The organism is Roseibium hamelinense (assembly GCF_007830545.1).
Lineage (GTDB): Bacteria > Pseudomonadota > Alphaproteobacteria > Rhizobiales > Stappiaceae > Roseibium > Roseibium hamelinense.
This window is the reverse complement of sequence record NZ_VLLF01000018.1, coordinates 1-17,713: the sequence shown is the minus strand read 5'-3', so window position 1 is coordinate 17,713 and position 17,713 is coordinate 1. Positions and strand designations below refer to the sequence as shown.

Genomic DNA, 17,713 nt, shown 5'->3' with positions numbered 1-17,713 from the left:
CCGGCGGTGCTCTGCTCTTCCATCTTCTGAGCAAGCTCTACGAGCGCACCAGCGTCATCATCACCACCAATCTGAGCTTCTCGGAATGGGCATCAGTCTTTGGGGACGCCAAGATGACCACCGCACTGCTCGACCGGCTCACCCACCACTGCCATATCCTTGAAACCGGAAACGAAAGCTTCCGCTTCAAAAACAGCACCGCAAATCAGGCCGACAACGAAGGGAGGAAACCAAAATCTTGACCACGGCGTAACTGCCGTTCCATACACAAAAGGCGGGTCAATTCTCGGTGGAAATACCGGGGCAGTTCTCGGTGAAAATCAACAAACAGCTTTCACGATATCGAAAATTATCCAGATTTCATCCCGTTTTTGATTCTGAGTTTCCTGCAATAATTCTCTGTAGGAAGTAAAATATCGGCGTCGACACCGTCTCCTGAATTACTGACAGGGCCAGCGCCATAAAATATGGTTTAGCTACGACACGCCCCAACAAACGTGCACCACTAAAGTCTAGCCCGGCACCGCTCCAACCGTTATTGCATCGCACAATTCCTTCAAAGTTTCCTAAACCTTTACCCTAACAAAACACTAAAATATAGGAGGCTCTGGGGCAGCATCCGGCAGCTCCGCTTTGCCGATTTTCGGAGCGCGTAGTGGTCGTACGATTTCCCAAATACGGCATCGGAGGGTCAATTATGCAAACCGCATACACCTGGACTGAGTACCTCGCGATGAACGGTCAAATCGACGGGGATACGATTGTCCACGTATCGGCCGGGACCACCCTTGTTTTCGACGCAGCATCCAGCGGTATGCCGGTGACCATAGCAGGGCTGATTATCGAGGGAAACGTGGTGTTCGAGGACGGCCCTACGACCGCCTATGAGATGAACACCGACTTCATCCTCGCACACAACGGTGGCAGCTTTGAGATTGGCTCAGAGGAGCAAGCATTTGAGGGATCGGTCACGATCTCTCTGACAGCCGAAGAAGGCCAGGCTTTTGATCTTACCTCGCCTGCCGCAAACGTCGTCTCAACTGGAGAGCCGTTGATGACGCATCACGCCGCTAGTCTCGAAACCATGATTGGTGACCAGAACGACAACGTCATCATGGCGATGGGAGAAGGGTCATCGGTCAGCATTCAGGCCGATGACGCTGCCAAGGCGTCCTGGACCAAACTGGATGCATCGGTATCAGGTGGCCAGGGCGCCAGCACCATCACCATCGATACAGCGGACAGTGGCTGGGAGGTCGGAGACGTCATTGCCATCACCTCATCCTATTACGATCTGAACGAGGCCGAGGAGTTCTCTATCGTCGCCATCGATGGCGACACGATCACGCTGGATCACGCGGTTGCGTTCGATCACATCGGCGAGGTACAGACCTACGCCAATCAGAACGGCGACAAGACCGCGGACTTCCGCGCGAAGGTCATGCTTCTGTCGCGCGATGTCACCATTCAAGGCGACGTGGACTACGAATCGGACAAACCGATCAACGACCAGGCCGATACCTATGGTGGCCATATCATGGCCATGGACGGTGCGAACCTGGACATCAGCGGGGCGGAACTGGCCTTTATGGGGCAGCAGGGCATCCTAGGGCGCTACCCGGTGCATGCCCACGAATTGGGCGACACAGGGAGCTTCGTTGTCGAAAGCAACTCGATCCACCACTCCTTTCAAAAGGGCATCACCGTCCATTCAACAAACAACGCCACTGTCGACAACAATGTCATCTACGAGGTGAACGAACAGGGCATTTTCCTAGAGGAAGGCGGCAGCCATAGCCTGATCACCAACAACGTGATCGCCAATGTCCGCAGTACCGGACGGGAAACCGCCGGTATCTGGATCGAGACCGAAGGTCAGATCATACAGAACAACACGATTTCGGGGGTCGAAGGCAACGGCGCAGAATGGGAGCGGACCTTCGACAGTGACCCGGAGAACTTCAAGGGCAATCTGATTCAGGGCGTGAATAACGCGCTTGCATCCTTTCAGGGAACGCTGGGCCAGCTGAAGGACGTCGACACCACCGACTTCAACACGACAGATCAAATCGCCATTTCGGAGGTGTCGATCGGATGGGTCGGCACCGCCGTCTGGGAACAGCGCGGGCAAGGCATGTATGTCGACGGCGCCGTGATCGTCGAGGCCGAACGGGGAACGCGCCTGCGCAAGGACCAGACCGTGGAGGACGCGGTCATCGTAGGCGATTCCGGTCTTTATGCCGACAGTGATGCCGTTGCCGTCGATGGGCACCACATCTATGACGGACCCTCGGCGCTCATTGATGTCACGTTCCACAACTTCAACGGCGATGACGATGCGATCGTCCAGAGCAACTCGGTCGAGCCCATGCTGTCGCATGCCTATGACGGGGTGGATTTTGTCAACACCGGATTTGGGAACCAAGTGGATCTGGGAAAGGTCGGCCAGATCGGCCATACCTATAAGGTCTTCGGGGCGATCGACATTGACGGGTCGCTGACCGGTTTCGCGGGCGCGCATGTCATCCCGCTCAAGAATGCGGGCGACTTTTACCGCACTGAAGCCAGCTACGAGGTCGCCGAGTGGGGGGCATTGATCAGTCCGGACGCGCGCCTTGGCAACTTTGTCTTTCATGACAGCGGTCCAAACGAGGCAGAATTCAAGGTCACGCGCGAAAACGGCGCCACAAAGGGCTGGACGCAGACCACGGACGGGCAAGGCCGCGCGCACCACGGGTTCTTTATGAACGGCGAGATTTACACGCTGGAACTCAACAACAGCAATGACACGTTCGATCTGCATGTCATGGAGATGCCTTACGGTCAAAGTGTTACCTATGAAATCCATGGGCTGGACATCGCGACTCGCTTCACCGAAATCGCGGAGTTTTCCCGCGATGACGATCTATCTATCCGTGAGGTGTCTTCGCTCGCCATGTTGGCAGCGTCCGACAGGACAGCCGTTTTTCGCGAAGTCGAGACCGGCATCCTGAATGTCAAATTTGTGGCTGACGCAAAGATCGGCTGGCACAACGCTAATGCCGGCGCCACCTATGATGATGCCCTAATGACGGGCGCGATGATCCATATAGACCAGCGGGCAGAAAGTCTGGTAGATGTTAACGCGCTTGTGTTTGACGATCCGGTTGCGGCTCCAACCGGCGAACGCTTTGACGGCACCGACGGGGACGATCTTTTCTACGGGTTTTCCGGCGATGACGACCATTACGGCGGAAACGGCGCAGATTCGCTCTACGGAGGCATGGGCAACGATATGCTGAATGGAGGCCGAGGCAACGATCAGCTGTTCGGAAATTCCGGGAATGATCTTCTGAAGGGACGTGGTGGCCATGATGTGCTTGTCGGCAACAGCGGCGACGATGTCCTCAAAGGCGGCAGCGGCAACGATATTCTGGAAGGCGGGGCCGGATCGGACCGATTGGTTGGCGGCTCGGGCCGGGATACGTTTGTGTTCGCGATCGACAAGACCTTCGGGGCTACTTCCAGCCTGGATGAGGTGCGGGATTTCGCCCTAGGGGTCGACCTCCTCGATATTCGAGCGGCTCTCGAGGGGTTCGACGCGGCAACAGACATGCTCCAGGACCGCGTTCAGGTTGAATCTGTCGGCAATGGATCAGTCCTGTCTGTGGATGAAGCCGGAACAGGTGACTTTGTGGAGGTCGCCCGCCTTGTCGGCACCACCGTATCGCTTGAAGACCTGATAGCCCACGAGACGTTGATATTCTGAAGCGACCGGAGGAAGTCTTTTCGGACTAAAGCCAGAGCTAGCATGGCATGGAATCCGGCGAGCGGGCCGCTGTGCGCTGCACCCGGGACCATCTTAACGGCTTCCGCCTGCGCGCAGTAGCGGTCGAACCGTGCTGTGGTTTATTGCCACTCAAGAGGGGCTTAGGTTGGGATGCTGGAACTGCCAGTCGTTTGGTGAGCGTCTGATGCTCTGAGTGTGTTCAGACTGTTTGAACCGCTAATAAGCGATAATCCCAGCCTGCTTGTGCCCCTCCCCCTTTGAAGTGGTCCCCCGTTATGTTTAGGAAAACGGCGGATTGGGGTTCACCCCGTTTCTGGTCCGCGGTTCATGCGACGTTTCGGGTTTCGTTCAGTTGGGCCTCAAATTCGCTCGGGGTCAAGTTTCCGAGTGAAGAATGCGGCCTGGTTTTGTTGTAGTCAGTCCTCCAAGCATTGATCCGTGTGCGTGCGTCATCCATGGACAGGAACCATGAAGCGTTCAAGCATTCCTGTCGGAGACGACTGTTGAAGGCTTCGATATGGGCATTGTCTGTTGGTTTTCCGGGACGTGAGAAGTCTAACTCCACCTTGTTCAGGTAAGCCCACTGATCGAGAAGCCGACCAGCGAACTCGGGGCCGTTATCAACCCGGATGCTCCGCGGCTTGCCTCTGACACGCGCAAGGCAGTGTTTGATCTGACCTTGGATACGCTGATCTTGTCAGAGCCAGCAAAGGGAAACTTCTGAGCCCCGGCCGCCGTCGCGCCTGCATCAATCATATCCGTCAACATCTCGGCGTGTCAGAGCGCCGAACCTGTCATTTTCCGGATCAGCACCGGTCCACCCAGAGGAAGGCGCCCAGAGGGCGCGCTGACGAAGAACGTCTTGTGGCAGACATGATTGAGCTGACCCGCCAGTATGGCCGTTACGGCTACCGACGGATTGCTGCTTTGCTCAGAGAGGCCGGCTGGCGTGTGAGTGACAAGCGCGTTGAGCGGCTTTGGCGACGAGAGGGGCTGAAAGTGCCAATGAAACAACCGAAGCGAGGGCGGCGGATGTCTTGTTGCATGTTCAGGTAGCTTGCCAACACAAGATCGTTCTTCTTTTTATTGCAGAAGTCACTCGTTGCCGGCAAAATTGCGATCCTTGCGACGGAGAAATCATGCATGCGGCTGAAAACGTTTACCCCCGACGAGCCAGCGCTGCCGATGAACTATCCGGGTTTCGTACTGCGCTCGCTGCGCGAAGATGGGTATCCGGCAAGCGCGTTGCTGACAAATACTGGACTTAACGAAAAGCAGCTGGAAGATCCTCATTTTAGATGCGGGTTTCAGCCGCTTCGCCGCTTTTTTTTGAACGCAATCGCCCACACAAACGATCCGCATCTTGGCGCCCATCTCGCGCTTAAATTCGACCCGGCATATGTCGGCCTTCCGTCCTATACCGCGATGAATGCGGCATGCTTCCAAGACGGGCTTGAAGTACTAGAGCAATTCTTCTTTCTAACCTTCCCAGCGTTTGACTTCAGTCTAGTTGATTCGTGCTGTGGCCCCGAAACCGGGGAGATGGCAATTCGCCTGCGTTCAAAATTTCCTTTTAGAGAAATCGAGTATTTTGGATTTAGCAGTGCCCTCGTCGCCATAAATGGCTTGCTGAAGGCAATGTTGCGGAGCGATCAGGTTGCGACCCGGGCCGAAACCACAGTGAAACAGCCTGATGGCTGGAGCGATGTGGCGCAAAAACTCGGCTTCGCGGTCCGTTTCGAGGCATCGGAAAACCGGCTTTTATTTCCCAAAGACCTTTTGACCCAGCCTCTCCCTGGTTCTGATCCGATCAATCACGCGCAGCTTTTGGTGCTATGTGCGCAATTTGCTGCTGGAGTGTCGCAGGTTACAACGCCTGTCGCACAGGTCATGGCCCTTCTTGAAGGATCCGAAAGTCTTTCAGTTCAGATCTCCGAGGTCGCGGAAGAACTCGGATATTCCGAGCGAGGATTGCGCCGGCAGCTGGATCGGTGCGGGACATCCTTTCGTACGCTTTTGGATCAAGCCCGGGAGCAGCGTGCACGGGCGCTTTTGTCGGGTACTTCGCAGCCAATTAAAAGTATCACGAGCATCCTTGGCTTTGAGTCGTCTTCTAATTTCGCCCGCAGCTTCAAGCGCTGGACGGGCCTTACACCAAAAGCTTTTCGGGACCAGGCACATGTCCGGGAAGCCTCTGGCCGAAAATGAATATTCTTTGGCCGTAGCTGATCCCGAACGGCATCCGTACTTCCACATATGCACGTTATAAAGCACAAGCGGTGTTTGCAGGGCAAACTACGAGGTAAGGTGTGTGGAGCTTTGATGTCAGCTTTCCCGGGCAGACTATGGGAGGACGGAACGGGCAAAGGCTTGTTGTGTCGGCGCAACCGCGGCCGGGGCTTTGGGAAGCTGATCCTAGTCACCGTCTGCGCAGCAATTCTCGGCGTGTCTCAGGCTTCGACTGAGGCGACCAGTACGGAGTTGACCGATTCACCGGCGGACATGGCCCTGCTTCGGGAGAGCGATGGTCAGTCCAGCACGCTTCTGTCAACTTTCGTCGGGCCCGACAACGCTTTGCCGCTGTTGTCCTGGCTTCTCTGCTGGGGCGCTCCGCGAAAGGATGGGTTGCCGGTCATTTTTTCGACTGACATCGACCAAACAACGATGCAGCGTTGCGATTTTCGAAACATCACAGCGCTCGGTAAGACTGGTGAAATCAGGTGCGTTACGCTTATTCCCGCGACCGACGCCAGCGACGACCGTAGCGGTTTTTCACGGCCATAGTGGTTGTCGGATGCGCAAGAACGTTCTGAGAGCACAAAAACAAAGGTAACAGTCATGATCGGACCAGTCTGGACCACGCTCTGCGCGTTTGCGATGACAGCATTGACGGCGCTTCCGGCGCAGGCGCAACAGGAGCGACCCAATATCTTGCTTGTCGTTTTGGACGATGCAGGCTTTATGGACTTCGGTGCCTATGGCAGCGATACACAAACACCCAACATAGACCAGCTTTCAAGCGACGGCGCAATGTTCACGCGGTTTTATGCGACGCCTCAGTGCGGACCCAGCCGAGCGATGCTGCTTACCGGGCAGGACAATCACAGTATCGGCATGGGCAGCATCGCCGAAGTTATGAACGACGAAATGCGCGCTCTTCCTGCTTACAGCCTGAAATGGGCCGACTCCCAGCATACCATTGCGTCACTTCTGCAAGAAGGCGGTTACCAGACCTTTGCCAGTGGCAAATGGGGCATCGGCCACATCGGTGAAAACCTTCCAAACCGCTTCGGCTTCGATCGCTCTTGGGTGCTGGATTCAACCGGTTCCAGCAATTTCAACACCAAGTCCTATCTGCCCATCTACAAGGAAATGAAGTGGTTCGAGGACGGCGCACGGGTTTCCCTTCCCGAAGACTTCTATTCGTCGCGCAACATCGTCGACAAGATGATCGAATACGTCGATGAACGCGATCCAGACCGGCCGTTCTTTGGGTATTTGTCCTTTCAGGCCATCCACATCCCGCTTCAGGTCTCAACCGAATACATCGACAAGTACAACGGCGTTTTCGACCGGGGCTGGGACGTGATGCGTGAGGAGCGGCTGCAGCGTGCCATCGAAATGAACCTCGTGCCTGAAACCACCAAGTTGGCCGAATGGGCGTATAACGCGCGCGATTGGGACGCGCTCAGCGAGGACGAAAAAGCCTACTGGGCACGGGTGATGCAAGTGAACGCAGGGATGATGGAAAATGCCGATCATCATCTGGGCCGCCTTCTGAATCATCTCGATGCCGAAGGCGCACTCGACAATACAATCGTTGTGGTTTTGTCGGACAATGGTCCGGAATCCGCGACCCTTGGCGAGACGTCCGAATTGCCGACGCTCCTGATAGAGAAAGCCTTCATGCTGCTTGAAGGTTGGAATACAGACTATAACAATCTGGGGCAGCGGGGCAGTATTGCCGCCATCGGCAGCGAATGGGCCTCGGTATCCGCGGCCCCATTGCACCTGTTCAAGTTTAGCGCCGGCGAAGGCGGGATGCGGGTGCCGTTCGTCATTGCTGGCCCGGGGATTTCGCCGTTGGGTATAGCCAATGCCCGCGCTCAGATCGCTGATATTGCTCCAACTTTGCTTGACGCCGCGAGGGTGGACTACGCGGACGATATCTTTCACGGCCGCAGTTTGATGCCTATCCTGTCGGGCACAACCGACGCCGTTTACGGCGATGACGACTCCATGCCGTTCGAGGTCAGTGGAACCGCGGCTCTCTATCGAGGCAATTGGAAGATTACCAAGACACCGACGCCCTTTGGTGACGGTAAATGGAACCTATACGATCTGTCGGTTGACCCCGGTGAAACGAACAACGTTGGCGCAGATCACCCCGATCTGTTTGAAGACATGCTTGCTGAATACGCGCAATATGCCGAGCAGGCGGGTGTGTACGAATTTGGCCCGGGAGAGAGCGCCCGCCAACAGCTCATTGAGAACTCAGTCAAGAAGATCTTCTCCAATTACGCCTATCTTGTCATCGGATTTTTGATCGCGGCGCTGGCGGTTCTCTACGTTTTCTTCCGGTGGGTCCGCGCGATGGTTCGAAGGGCGCGGGCATAAGTCTAAGTCCAGCTAATCAACCCAACAGTTAAGGTGGTGGCGACATGCCCAAAAAAAGAGTTTTGATCACCGGCGCAGGCACCGGGATCGGTAAGGATACCGCCAAGCACTTGGTTGGACGGGGGCATTCAGTGATTGCTGCCGTGCACCATGCGGACCAGGTTGCACCGCTTCAGACCGATCTTGGACCAAGCGCAAAGGTCATCAAACTCGATATCACTATTCCTGAAGACCGCTTGCAAATCGCTGAGCTTGGGGTCGATGTGCTGATCAACAACGCCGCGCAGAGCGAATCCGGCTCACTAGCTGAAATCAAAATCGATCGCGTGCGTCGATTGTTCGAAGTCAATGTCTTCTCTGCCTTGGAACTTAGCCAGATCGCCATTCGCAGCATGATCGAACGCGGCGGTGGCACCGTAATCTTCATCAGCTCGATAACAGGTCGCATTCCTGAGCCCTTCTTGATGCCTTACTCGATGTCCAAATTTGCGATTTCCGCAGCCGCAGCGGGATTGCGCGAAGAGATGAAGACGCTCGATAAGGGCATCCATGTTTCGGTTGTTGAGCCCGGCCCCTACAGCACCGGGTTCAATCAGAGACTTTCCAACAGCCGGTTCGAGTGGATGGAAAAGGAAGGGTCGCTCTTCTCGCCCAAGCAGATCGCTGCAATGAAGTCCGACACTGACCGTAAGCTAAGCTGGCTTGAGGTCGGTACAACCGATACGATCGTAAAGAAGATTACTGCTGCGGCCGAAGCCAGCAAACCAAGACTGCGCTACGTCGCGCCTTGGACGTTTGCCTTGCTGGTTCGGGTCCTTCGCATTCTGGGCGTTTGACCAGATCACGCTACGGCACCAGAAGACACTTGGTGGCGCGGTTTGGCTCAGTGTGGGGCAGATGCCACGGTTGCGCAACTGCCCTGCGTCTTCGTTCTTTGCGGGCAGTTCGGATGGATTATCAGGAACAGTTGGTGGCTGCCGATCGGTGGCGTTCTGTTCGCGGGAAGCTTCGGAATGTACTGGAAGTGATGAAATACACCGTTCATTGAGAGATCCTGTCACGGTTGTCAGAGATGACAATGATCAAAGTGAACAGAGCTTTTGTCGGGTACTGCGCAGCCAATCTAAAGCATCGCGAGCATCCTTTGCTTTGATTCATCTTCGAACTTCGCCCGCAGCTTCAAGCGCTGGACGGGCCTTACACCAAAAGCTTTTCGGGACCAGGCACATGTCCGGGAAGCCTCTGGCCGAAAATGAATATTCTTTGGCCGTAGCTGATCCCGAACGGCGTCCGTAGTTCCACATATCCACGCTATAAGTTGCCAGATGACTTGCGGTCCAAACCGCGAGAGAAAATGCGTGGAGCAGTCATGTCAGGCAGAACGGGGATTTCATCGCAGAACAGGGGGCGCAAACGCCTATGGAGCTGGCGCAATCGCGTCCGTAGCTTCGGAAAGCTGACTGCCGTTGTGGCCTGTGCAGCAGTTTTCGGCGCGCCTCCGGCTTTCGCTGATGTCACCAGTACGGAGTTGACCGACACTACGGCGGATACGGCCTTGCCGCGGCAGAGCGAGGGCCAATCCGCTGAGCTTCTGTCGGCTTTTTTCGGGCTCGATAACGCTTTGCCATTTCTATCCCGCCTGATCTGTTGGAGCGCGCCCGGCAAGGATGGGATGCCGGTCATTTTTTCCACCGAGATCGATCACGCAACGATGCAGGCGGGCGATTTTCGGGTCACCACCGCATCCGGCAAGACGGGTGAGATTCAGTGCGTCACGCTCTTGCCCGCGACCGATGGAGGCGAATTGCGGACAGTGCTGCTCGTAGGGGAATTCGGCAATGCCGACACCGATCCGCCCGTGAAGGTCGAGATTGCAGGACATCTGCGCTCGATCGACGGCACCATGGACTACCGCGGCGCACAGGTCGATGTCACGCCGCTTGCACCCGGCCCGAGCCTAGTGATGGCCGAAGTGGCGGATCCGGCAGCCCAGGACCTGGGTCTGGGCATGGGCCGCACCGACGGCACGGACTGCCCTTCCGAAGCTGTTCTGCAGGCCGTGCGGGTGGTCTGGGCCGGCGGCGTCACGCTGGAGAACGGCGACGAAGCAGGCGATACACAGCGCGATCTCTACCGGGTCACGGTACAAGCAGCGGATGGATCGTCGCGCGAGATCACCCCGACGGCGCTGGATGATCTGGGGGACGGGGACAACAATCATCTCTTGTGTCTCGACACCGCCGACACGCCCATCTCTGTTTCATTTCCGGCCGGGATATTCGTCGACCCGAACGGTGACTTGAACCCCGCGACGACCATCGCGGTTTTTCCACGGCCATAGTGTTTATCGGATGCGCGAGAGCGTTTTGAGAGCATAAAGAACAAAGGTATCAGTCATGATCGGACCAGTCCGGACCGCGCTTGGCGCGGTTGCAATGACAGCACTGTCGCTACTTCCGGCGCAGGCTCAAGACGCCCGCCCGAACATTTTGGTCGTGCTGTTCGACGATGTGGGGTTTACCGGCTTTAGTGCCTATGGTGCCGATGCGCGCACCCCCAACATCGATGCGCTCGCGCAATCGGGTACACTGTTTTCCCGTTACTATACATCGCCCTTCTGCGGGCCGAGCCGCGCCATGCTGATGACGGGTATGGACAACCATCAGGTGGGAATGGGCACGCTGGTGGAAACGGTGACGCCTGAACAGCGGGCACTGCCCGGTTATTCCATGGTGTGGGAAGACAATCAGGCAACGCTTGCAACGCTGTTGTCAGAGGCGGGATACCAGACCTACGTTAGCGGCAAATGGGGCATCGGCGCAAAAGGCGCAAACCTGCCTGACCGCTTTGGGTTCGACCGCTCCTACGTGATGGATTCCACCGGCGGCAGCAACTACGACCACTCGCACTATCTGCCAGGCTACCCGGAGGTGTCTTGGTACGAGGATGGCGAACCGGTCCGGCTGCCGGAGGATTTTTATTCCTCGCGCAATCTGGTCGACCAGATGATCCGGTACATTGATGAAGGCGATGCGGATCAGCCGTTCTTCGGCTTCCTGTCGCTGCAGGCCGTTCATATTCCCGTCCAGGCTCCGGCCGAATTCATCGACATATATAATGGTGTCTTTGACGTCGGGTGGGATGTAATGCGCGAGGAGCGATTGCAGCGGACCATCGATCTGGGTCTGGTTCCTGCATCCACGACCCTGGCCCCGGCACACCCGGATCACCGCGCCTGGGACGATCTGTCTCCGGAAGAACAGGCTGTCGAAGCGCGGAAGATGCAGGTCAATGCCGGCATGACAGAAGCGGCCGATTTTCACATCGGACGGCTTCTCGATCACCTAGAGGCAGCCGGAAAACTCGACAACACGATTGTTGTTGTCACGTCGGACAACGGCCCGGAATCGGGCGTAACGTCGCTCGACAACCCGCTTGTGAACCTGTTGCTCGACGCCGTCCACGGTTTGGAGGGTTATGATACGTCGGCCGAGAACCTTGGACTGCCGGGCAGTTTGACGGCCATCGGACCGGAATGGGCGTCGGTCTCCGCGTCTCCGTTCAGCCTCTACAAGTTCTACTCCAGCGAGGGGGGACTGCGCGTGCCGTTGGTGATTGCTGGTCCCGGGGTTGAGACGTCCGGCGTTCAGGACGCCCCTGTTCACGTCGCTGATCTGATGCCGACCTTGCTGGATGCGGCTGGGGTCAGTTACGACGCTGCGGCCCTTTATGGGCGCACCATTTTGCCGTTCCTTAGTGGCGAGACCGACCAAACCCGGAACGACAGCGAGAGTTTCGGCGTTGAGGTGAGCGGCAATGCGGCCCTTTACCGCGGCAACTGGAAGCTTGTACGTACGGCTTTGCCCCGGGGCGACTTCACATGGCGGCTTTACGACCTGTCGGTTGATCCAGGCGAAACCACGGATTTGTCCAGCGAAAACCCGGAGCTTTTCGCCGATATGCGGGCCGAATACACGGCTTACACTGAGGACACCGGCGTGTTCGCACTCGGCCGCGAGGACTACGCCGAAAAGCAGCTCTTTGCGAACCTTCTGGAGCGCTCCATCGGCGCCTATTGGCCATATGCGGCCGGTCTCGTTCTGGTGCTGGTAATCGGTCTTTATGTTCTGGTCCGCATCATCCGCATGGTCTTGCGTCGAGCGGCCCACTGACCTTGAATTTTCTAACGCACCCGGAAAGGGCATTGCCCTAAAACCTAGACCCGGAGACACGTCATGACCTGGATCATCATCACTCTTGTCGTACTGGCCGTGGTGGCCTTTCTCACGTACCTCTACCTGCCGGCCTTCCTGCGCCTGTTGGGTATTCACCCGCACTACACCATTCCGGATTTCGATCTGAATGGACGCCGCGCGCTGGTGGTCTGTACCAATCACAACCGTCTGGATCCGTCCAACAAGGCGACAGGTGCTTTTGGATCTGAGTTCACGGTTCCCTACTATGCCTTCGTCAATGCAGGGCTCGAAGTGGATATGGCCTCCCCGAAAGGCGGCGAAATCCCGATCCAGCCAGGGTCATGGTCCTGGCCGCTGGCGTCCGATGACGACAAACGCTTCATGGCCGACAAGAAGGCCATGCATGATCTGAAGAACTCCAAAGCCATCGCCGACCTCGATCCGAATGACTATGATGTGATTTTCATGGCCGGCGGCTGGGGCGCGGCCTACGACCTCATGCAGAGCGACGAGCTGGCGGATTTCGTCACCCGGGCAAATGCGGCCGGCAAGATCCTGGGCTCGGTCTGTCATGGGGCCCTCGGGCTGTGCGGCGCGAAGGGGCTTGATGGCGATCCACTGGTCAAGGGCCGCCGCGTGACCGGTGTGACAAACAACCAGATCAACACGTTTGGCATCGCGATCACGCCCAAGCACCCGGAAGAGGAATTGCGCAAGCTTGGCGCCATTTTTGAATGCCAGCACGCCTTCCGGGATCCGTTTGCGACGCACACGACCATCGACGGCAATCTGATCACCGGTCAGAACCAGAACAGCGGTTATGAGACCGCGCACCGGATTCTGGAAAAGATGGCAACGCAACGAAACCTCTGATCCGGTCGGGATACTCTGGGACATCGGATGAGCCTTAGGATGAACATCCCACACCCAGCCTGCATTTCTTGGCCGACGCTGGAAAGAGCGGCTTTCGGCCTGATTTACGGATCGATATTGGTGCTGAGCCTGCTGATGGCCTTGGGCGACCCGCCCGAGGCTCCTTTCGAGCCGGCTTTGGTGCTGTTCGGGTCGGTCCTGGCGGTGACGCTTGCCAGAGCTTTCGCAGCGCTTCTGTCGCATGCCATTGAGACAGGCGAGCGGATGTTGACCCTAAAGGCCTTTCAGGCCGCCTGGCAGCATAGCCACCCCACGCTGATCGTTGCCAATGTGCCAACGGCACTCTTCACCGCAGGCGGGCTCGGGTGGCTGACCATGAACACTGCGACCTTGCTGTCCCAGGCGTTCTGCGTTGCGATCCTGATTTTGGTCGGTGCCCGGGTCGGATGGGTGATCAGGCACAGTTGGTGGCTGCCGATCGGCGGGGCTTTGTTCGCCGGAAGCATCGGTATCGGACTGGCAACGATGAAATACGCCGTTCACTGAAAGGCCGCGATACAATCAAGTGTCGTGACGGTGATCAAGGCGGCCGGAGCTTTTGTATGGCCGACTTCAGTCGGATCATTCATTTGAAGGAACATCAAGATGTCCTGGATCAAATATATTATCGGTTCTATCGCGGTATTGGCCGCCATCGTCTATTTCGGTCTGCCGCCTGCGCTGAAAGCAATGGGGTTCCACCCGCATTACGATGTCCCGGAGTTCGATCTTGCCGGCCATCGGGCCCTGATTGTCACGACAAGCCACGGCACGTTGGGGGAGACGGGCCGGGCGACCGGGGTGTTCGGATCGGAAATGACGGTTCCCTATTACGTCTTTCTTGAAGCCGGGCTCGACGTCGACATCGCCTCGATCAAGGGGGGCGAGATCCCGGTCGAGCCGTGGTCGATGAGTTGGCCGCTGGCAACGCCTGAAGACTTGCGGTTCAAGGACGATCCTGCGGCCATGCAGATGCTTCAGAACTCTCTTGCCATCACCGAGGTCGACCCGGACGCCTATGACGTCATCTTCCTGGCCGGTGGCTGGGGGGCTGCTTACGATCTGGCGCAAAGCACGGCGCTGGCCGAGGTGGTCACCCGCGCCAATGCCAATGGCGCGATCCTCGGCTCGGTCTGCCATGGCGCGCTTGGCTTGGTGAACGCTGAGGCCGTCGACGGGTCACCGCTCATTGAAAGGCGCCGGGTCACGGGCGTGACCGACAAGCAGATCGCGGAACTGGGTATAGAGATCACGCCAAAGCATCCCGAAACCGAGATGCGGGCGACAAACGCCGTGTTTGAAGCTGAGACCGGATGGCGGGACTTCTTTGCAACACTCACGGTGGTCGATGGCAATCTGGTGACCGGCCAGAACCAAAACAGCGGCTACGAGACGTCCCATAGGATTCTTGAACTGCTCGCGGACAAGCAAAGTGCAAACTAGGATCAAGCTCCTGCTCGGCGGCGGCGTGGCGGCTGGGGTGCTCGCTGCCGCCGTCTCTTTACTTTGGCCATATGTCGTGCCGGCGTCGATAGCAGACCGTGCTTGCGCCTTGGACGTGGCGGCCCTTGGAGACTTCATCGACATTCCAGGCGGCGGGTTCATGATGGGGGTCGATCCGGTCTTTCCCGAAGAAGGACCTCCCAGGAAGGTCCTTGTCTCGCCCTTCCAGCTTCAGGCCCATGAGGTGACCAACAGCCAGTTCGCGGCCTTCGTCGCGGACACGGGCTATGTCACCGAGGCAGAGCGAAATGGCGGCTCGGCCCAGTTCAGCGAAAGCGATACGCCCGAAGTCTTCTTGTCCTGGTGGTCTCTCGACCGGGCCGCGACCTGGCGGACCCCGGAGGGTGCGGGATCCGACCTTGAGGGCCGCGACCTGCACCCGGTGGTGCATGTAACCCTCAACGATGCCCGCGCCTATGCGGACTGGGCAGGCGGGCGCATTCCGACCGAGGTGGAATGGGAATATGCCGCCAGCCGGGGGCTGTTCGATTCGATGGACCCAGAATCGGGCGTTCGCGCGCCGGATGGCAGCGCCCGCGCCAATATCTGGACAGGTGTGTTTCCGGTGTTGAATTCCCGGCGGGATGGCTTTGCCGGAACCGCTCCTGTGGGCTGTTTCGAGCCCGGGCTGACCGGGGCGTATGACATGATCGGCAATGTCTGGGAGTGGACTGATAGTCCGTTAGCACCCGCCGTGCCGCGGTTCACCATCAAGGGCGGTTCGTATCTGTGCAGTGAAGACTACTGCCGGAGATACCGTGCAGCTGCCCGCGAAAGCCTGGAGATGGATTTCAGCACCGCGCATATCGGGTTTCGCATTGTGCGCAGCAAAAAGGCCAAGGATGAACCAAGCTGACTTCACCGTTCGGCAAATATCCGCCTGTGTAACCTGCAAAAGGGGCTTAGCTGATGTCGATTGATCAGGCGCAGAGGCTGTTTCTTGTGGCAATGGGCATCGGCCTTGTGCCGATTGCATTGACCTATGGCGCGGTGCCCGAGACGAGCCTGCCTTGGCTCTACGGTCTCAGTGACCCCGATTTACCCACGCGGCACCTCTTGCGGGCTGTCATGGGCCTTTACCTCGGCATGATCGTCTTCTGGCTGACCGGTGCCCTGCGGGCTGAGCTTCGTATCCCCGCGCTGTGGAGTGTCTTCGTGTTCGTCACCGGCATCGGGTTAGGCCGATTGCTGAGCCTGGTTCTCGATGGTTGGCCGCAGCCGATCTTTGTCTTTTATCTGCTCGCCGAAATCGTGCTTGCTGGAACAAGCTGGGTCCTCATCACCAAAGCCCCCAGCAGCAGCAACGCGGGGAATGGATGATCTCCGGCCGCATGTTCTTTTAGCATAAAGGGGCGAAAAGCCGGGGCAGTTTTGCGCCACCGGCTTTGCACTCCATCCATGTCCGTCCAGCTGAACAAGATAAGACACCGCGCCGTTACGCGGCCTTGATCATGTCAGCGGCTTTTTCGGCGATCATGATGGTCGGAGCGTTTGTGTTGCCGGATATGAGATTTGGCATGATGGAGGCATCAACCACGCGCAGACCCTTAAGGCCATAGACCCGCAGCGCCGGGTCCACAACGGCCATAGGGTCTGTGCCCATCTTGCAGGTGCCCACGGGGTGATAGATCGTATCGGACCGCGCGCGGATATGCTCTTCCCAATCCGCGTCGGTGCGGGCCTTTTCGGTGCCGAAAAGTTCGCGATGGCGATACTTGGCGAGTGGTTCGGCCTCCAGGATGTCTCTTGTGATGCGGGCGCCCTTGATCATTGTTTCCAGATCGCGCGGATCACTGAGGAAGGCAGGGTCTATGGCCGGTGTGGCAAGTGGGTCGGTGCTTGCCAGCGTGACCGTGCCACGGCTGTCGGGCCGCAGCTTGCAGACATGACAGCTGAATCCATAGCCATAATGGAGTGTGCGTGCGTGGTTTTCGATCACTGCGATGGCGAAATGCAATTGGATATCCGGGCGGTCCAGGTCCGGCGACGTCTTTAAAAAGGCCCCACTTTCTACGAAGGTGGAGGCGGCCATCGAGACACCATTTTTGCGCCATCGCCAGAGATGCCGGACAAGGCGCAATGCGCCAATAAAACCGAGACCGGCGCAGTCGGTATCGCGTGACTTATAGGCCAATGAAAAATCCAGATGGTCTTGCAGGTTTTTGCCAACACCTGGCAGGGCGTGCCGGACCTCAAGGCCGTGGGGCTTCAAGTCTTCCGGGTCGCCAATTCCGGACAGCTGCAGGATTTGAGGTGTTTTGAGCGCGCCGGCACAAAGCAGCACCTCGCGGCCGGCCAGGGCTATCTGTTCCTGCCCCTTGTGACGGAATTTTACCCCCGTTACCCGGGCGCCCTCAAAGGTCAGGCCAGTGCAATCGGCATAGGTGAAGACGGTCAGGTTCGGCCGGTCCATGACCGGAAAAAGATAAGCTGCGGCGGCCGAGCACCGCTCGCCGTTGCGCTCATCGTGGAACTGCGTGACCTGATACAGCCCGCAGCCCTCGTTCTCACCTGTATTGAAGTCCTGCCTTTCGCGGACCTGCAGGCACTTGGCCGCCTCAACGAAAGCATGGGCCATCGGGCGCGGCTCTTGCGGTTCCGAGACGTGCAAAGGCCCGCTTGATCCGTGATAGGCATCTTCGCCGCGCTCATTGTTTTCAGCGCGCCGGAAATAGGGAAGCACACTGTCCCAATCCCAGCCGTGGCACCCCTCGGC

General features: G+C 57.7%; 15 protein-coding genes and 2 pseudogenes. 15 read left to right on the top strand and 2 right to left on the bottom strand.

Annotated features, from left to right (window positions below):
- Both JM93_RS21545 and JM93_RS21540 read left to right on the top strand, forming a co-directional pair.
- A partial coding sequence (locus JM93_RS21545) for an ATP-binding protein (protein WP_170230800.1) occupies positions 1–242 on the top strand: 242 nt, incomplete at its 5' end.
- 455 nt (positions 243–697) lie between these two features.
- Positions 698–3,748: a right-handed parallel beta-helix repeat-containing protein gene (locus tag JM93_RS21540; protein WP_145347748.1), complete on the top strand. Its 3,051-nt coding sequence runs from the start codon at positions 698–700 to the stop codon at positions 3,746–3,748.
- Between the two features lie 346 nt (positions 3,749–4,094).
- Here the strand turns inward: JM93_RS21540 and JM93_RS21535 are convergent.
- A pseudogene (locus tag JM93_RS21535) lies at positions 4,095–4,430 on the bottom strand (integrase core domain-containing protein); the annotation flags it as partial.
- On the opposite strand from JM93_RS21535, the pseudogene JM93_RS21530 reads away from it, so the two are divergent.
- From JM93_RS21530 to JM93_RS21470, 13 genes and pseudogenes are all read left to right on the top strand, one after another.
- A pseudogene (locus JM93_RS21530) lies at positions 4,425–4,798 on the top strand (IS3 family transposase); the annotation flags it as partial. The pseudogenes JM93_RS21535 and JM93_RS21530 overlap by 6 nt on opposite strands.
- Positions 4,799–4,912: 114 nt before the next feature.
- The gene (locus JM93_RS21525) at positions 4,913–5,977 is read left to right on the top strand and encodes an AraC family transcriptional regulator (protein ID WP_145347746.1); all 1,065 of its coding nucleotides are present in this window, start codon (positions 4,913–4,915) and stop codon (positions 5,975–5,977) included.
- A gap of 114 nt (positions 5,978–6,091) precedes the next feature.
- A complete protein-coding gene (locus JM93_RS21520; RefSeq protein ID WP_145347744.1) occupies positions 6,092–6,553 on the top strand; it encodes a hypothetical protein in 462 nt (153 codons plus the stop codon).
- A 54-nt stretch (positions 6,554–6,607) separates the two neighbouring features.
- Positions 6,608–8,386, top strand: coding sequence for an arylsulfatase (locus tag JM93_RS21515; protein ID WP_145347742.1), 1,779 nt, complete (start codon positions 6,608–6,610; stop codon positions 8,384–8,386).
- 44 nt (positions 8,387–8,430) lie between these two features.
- Positions 8,431–9,222, top strand: coding sequence for an SDR family NAD(P)-dependent oxidoreductase (locus JM93_RS21510; RefSeq protein ID WP_145347740.1), 792 nt, complete (start codon positions 8,431–8,433; stop codon positions 9,220–9,222).
- 294 nt (positions 9,223–9,516) lie between these two features.
- Positions 9,517–9,642, top strand: a complete 126-nt coding sequence (locus JM93_RS22445) for an AraC family transcriptional regulator (RefSeq protein ID WP_145347750.1) — start codon at positions 9,517–9,519, stop codon at positions 9,640–9,642.
- A gap of 113 nt (positions 9,643–9,755) precedes the next feature.
- On the top strand, positions 9,756–10,727 hold the full coding sequence (locus tag JM93_RS21500; RefSeq protein WP_145347738.1) for a hypothetical protein: 972 nt from the start codon (positions 9,756–9,758) through the stop codon (positions 10,725–10,727).
- Between the two features lie 55 nt (positions 10,728–10,782).
- Positions 10,783–12,558, top strand: coding sequence for an arylsulfatase (locus tag JM93_RS21495; protein ID WP_145347736.1), 1,776 nt, complete (start codon positions 10,783–10,785; stop codon positions 12,556–12,558).
- 63 nt (positions 12,559–12,621) lie between these two features.
- Positions 12,622–13,455: a type 1 glutamine amidotransferase domain-containing protein gene (locus JM93_RS21490; RefSeq protein WP_145347734.1), complete on the top strand. Its 834-nt coding sequence runs from the start codon at positions 12,622–12,624 to the stop codon at positions 13,453–13,455.
- Between the two features lie 39 nt (positions 13,456–13,494).
- Positions 13,495–14,001, top strand: a complete 507-nt coding sequence (locus tag JM93_RS21485; protein WP_145347732.1) for a hypothetical protein — start codon at positions 13,495–13,497, stop codon at positions 13,999–14,001.
- A 99-nt stretch (positions 14,002–14,100) separates the two neighbouring features.
- Positions 14,101–14,937 carry a type 1 glutamine amidotransferase domain-containing protein gene (locus tag JM93_RS21480; protein WP_145347729.1) on the top strand — a complete coding sequence of 279 codons (837 nt, stop codon included), beginning with the start codon at positions 14,101–14,103 and terminating at the stop codon, positions 14,935–14,937.
- Positions 14,927–15,853 carry a formylglycine-generating enzyme family protein gene (locus tag JM93_RS21475; RefSeq protein ID WP_145347727.1) on the top strand — a complete coding sequence of 309 codons (927 nt, stop codon included), beginning with the start codon at positions 14,927–14,929 and terminating at the stop codon, positions 15,851–15,853. Before JM93_RS21480 ends, JM93_RS21475 begins: the two co-directional genes overlap by 11 nt.
- 53 nt (positions 15,854–15,906) lie before the next feature.
- A complete protein-coding gene (locus JM93_RS21470) occupies positions 15,907–16,317 on the top strand; it encodes a DUF4345 domain-containing protein (protein ID WP_145347050.1) in 411 nt (136 codons plus the stop codon).
- A gap of 115 nt (positions 16,318–16,432) precedes the next feature.
- On the opposite strand, the gene JM93_RS21465 is transcribed toward JM93_RS21470, so the two are convergent.
- Positions 16,433–17,713 (bottom strand): GMC family oxidoreductase (locus JM93_RS21465; RefSeq protein ID WP_145347052.1); only part of this gene is annotated, 1,281 nt, incomplete at its 5' end.

Bases quoted from the DNA above. Each gene is read 5' to 3' on its own strand.
- JM93_RS21470 (WP_145347050.1), top strand. From the start codon at position 15,907: ATGTCGATTGATCAGGCGCAGAGGCTGTTTCTTGTGGCAATGGGCATC.
- JM93_RS21520 (WP_145347744.1), top strand. From the start codon at position 6,092: ATGTCAGCTTTCCCGGGCAGACTATGGGAGGACGGAACGGGCAAAGGC.
- JM93_RS21480 (WP_145347729.1), top strand. From the start codon at position 14,101: ATGTCCTGGATCAAATATATTATCGGTTCTATCGCGGTATTGGCCGCC.
- JM93_RS21500 (WP_145347738.1), top strand. From the start codon at position 9,756: ATGTCAGGCAGAACGGGGATTTCATCGCAGAACAGGGGGCGCAAACGC.
- JM93_RS21540 (WP_145347748.1), top strand. From the start codon at position 698: ATGCAAACCGCATACACCTGGACTGAGTACCTCGCGATGAACGGTCAA.
- JM93_RS21485 (WP_145347732.1), top strand. From the start codon at position 13,495: ATGAACATCCCACACCCAGCCTGCATTTCTTGGCCGACGCTGGAAAGA.
- JM93_RS21510 (WP_145347740.1), top strand. From the start codon at position 8,431: ATGCCCAAAAAAAGAGTTTTGATCACCGGCGCAGGCACCGGGATCGGT.
- JM93_RS21495 (WP_145347736.1), top strand. From the start codon at position 10,783: ATGATCGGACCAGTCCGGACCGCGCTTGGCGCGGTTGCAATGACAGCA.
- JM93_RS21515 (WP_145347742.1), top strand. From the start codon at position 6,608: ATGATCGGACCAGTCTGGACCACGCTCTGCGCGTTTGCGATGACAGCA.
- JM93_RS21525 (WP_145347746.1), top strand. From the start codon at position 4,913: ATGCGGCTGAAAACGTTTACCCCCGACGAGCCAGCGCTGCCGATGAAC.
- JM93_RS21490 (WP_145347734.1), top strand. From the start codon at position 12,622: ATGACCTGGATCATCATCACTCTTGTCGTACTGGCCGTGGTGGCCTTT.